Below are 1,980 nucleotides of genomic sequence, written 5' to 3' on the forward strand. Positions count from 1 at the left end.
GCAAGGAAAACGATGCGCCTGAACGGGTTGCGCCATATTGCGGAGTCCACTTGGGACAATGCCGCCATTGCCCATGGAAAGGTCTTCGAGGCCGTGGGAAAGGCAAAAATTGAACTTGCATACCGAAAACCGGAAATCAAGCTTGATCACCTAAAAAAGATGACGACCGATGTGGGCATTATCCAATTTTGCCAGATCGATCGCCCGGACCTCGATTCTGGCTATACCCTTGATGATAATGCAAGGGCCCTAATCGCAATGTGCAAGTATCTTGAAATCAAAGGCCCCAAAGCCGATACCGGACTTTTGCGGGTATACTTTAACTTCGTAAAAAACTGTTTCCGTCCGGATGCCATGTTCCTGAACTATGTGGACAGGCACTTAAGGTTCACCCCCCAGAATGGCGATGTGAACTTGGAAGATGCAAATGGTAGGGCTATTTGGGCACTCGGCTATCTGATATCCATTGCCCCCGAACTTCCCGAGTCTTTCGATGGTGTTGTATTCAATGCGGAACGTCTGTTCGAGGACAGTCTTTCGGTAGCCGAAAATTTTCATTCGCCCAGGGCCATGGCCTTCGTACTGAAGGGAATGTTTTACTTTAACCGCAACCGCACGAACAATAGGATAACGGTGATGACAAAGATTTTAGCGGACAGGTTAATGGCAATGTACCGGCATGAGGCATCATCGGACTGGGCCTGGTTCGAAGGCTATCTTACCTATGGCAACAGTGTGCTGCCCCAATCCTTGCTAATGGCCTATATGATAACTAATAATACGGAATATAAGGTAGTGGCCAAGGAATCGTTCGATTTTCTCCTGTCAAAAATTTTCTTTGACGGGAAGATAAGGGTAATCTCCAATAAGGAATGGCTAAAAAGGGGAAGTGTTTTTCCAGCGGATTTTCAGGGAGGGGAACAGCCCATCGATATCTCCTATACCGTTCTGGCGCTGAAAACCTTCCATGATGTTTTCGGGGAAGATGTATACTCTGTTAAAATGAATCAGGCCTTTAACTGGTTTATAGGGAACAATCCCCAAAACCGTACTGTCTATAATCCTTGTACCGGAGGATGTTACGACGGGCTCGAACTGCACAATGTCAACCTGAACCAGGGCGCGGAATCCACCATTAGTTATCTTTTGGCAAGAATGGCCTTCGAACCGCTGGTATTATGAAAATAGCTGTCCTGTCCCTTATTGCATGACCGTAGGTATTTTGATGGTTGGGGAATGGAATACCATGAACCATATGGCAATACAACGGACAATCCGGAGAATGAACGGTTTGTAAGAAACATGTTCTGGCTCCATGACCTATCGGAAATATCCACTTCTACACTACGCGATTTTTAGTCCGCCGTACGTTGTAGTTCAATCGGGAAGGGTGGCGTTAAACAACATATGCGGCAGATTGCCTATTGCCCCTCTTATTTTTCAAATTACTATCCCACCTTAATGATGCTTATAAATGTGGTTTAAAGCCCGACAACGTGAAAACGTACGCTAGGCAAGATTTAGCGCTTACCTGATATATCCCAAAAATAGTATTCCAGATTTTGAAAGATATCAAGAAATAATACAATTATGGTACTGAAAATACCAAATAATGTCGCAAAAATCCTACCTTATTTAGCCAAAAAAACTTGCATTCAAGTAATAAACGCAACAGCTTGCTGTTGAAAAAAGGCCCTCCCCCGGGGATCCCTAGGGCCGGATCCCCGGGGGAGGGCGGCGAAAAACTTCATATTTTTGGGTTGCGAAACTTGAACAATATGACTCATTTAATGCTGGGGGAAAGACACGAAATTCCGATCTTGAACGAACAGGGCCGATCCAAGGCCGAGATCGGTAGGGAACTCAAAAGGAACGCCGACGGTCGCAACGGGCGGTACAGGCCCGAACTGCCCAAAAGAAGGCAAGTACCAGGCATGAGGGCAAGAAAAAGCGCGAGACCTTCACCCTCGCGATAAGGGC

At 46.3% G+C, this 1,980-nt stretch carries 1 protein-coding gene and 1 pseudogene; one reads left to right on the forward strand and one right to left on the reverse strand.

What is annotated here, in order from left to right; genetic code table 11:
- Positions 1–1,182, forward strand: a pseudogene (locus tag ACEW8S_RS03740) (mannosyltransferase); the annotation flags it as partial.
- Positions 1,183–1,783: 601 nt separating this feature from the next.
- Here the strand turns inward: ACEW8S_RS03740 and ACEW8S_RS03745 are convergent.
- Positions 1,784–1,980 (reverse strand): hypothetical protein (locus ACEW8S_RS03745; RefSeq protein ID WP_373516845.1); only part of this gene is annotated, 197 nt, incomplete at its 5' end.

It is taken from the genome of Pricia sp. (assembly GCF_041745955.1).
Classification (GTDB): domain Bacteria; phylum Bacteroidota; class Bacteroidia; order Flavobacteriales; family Flavobacteriaceae; genus Pricia.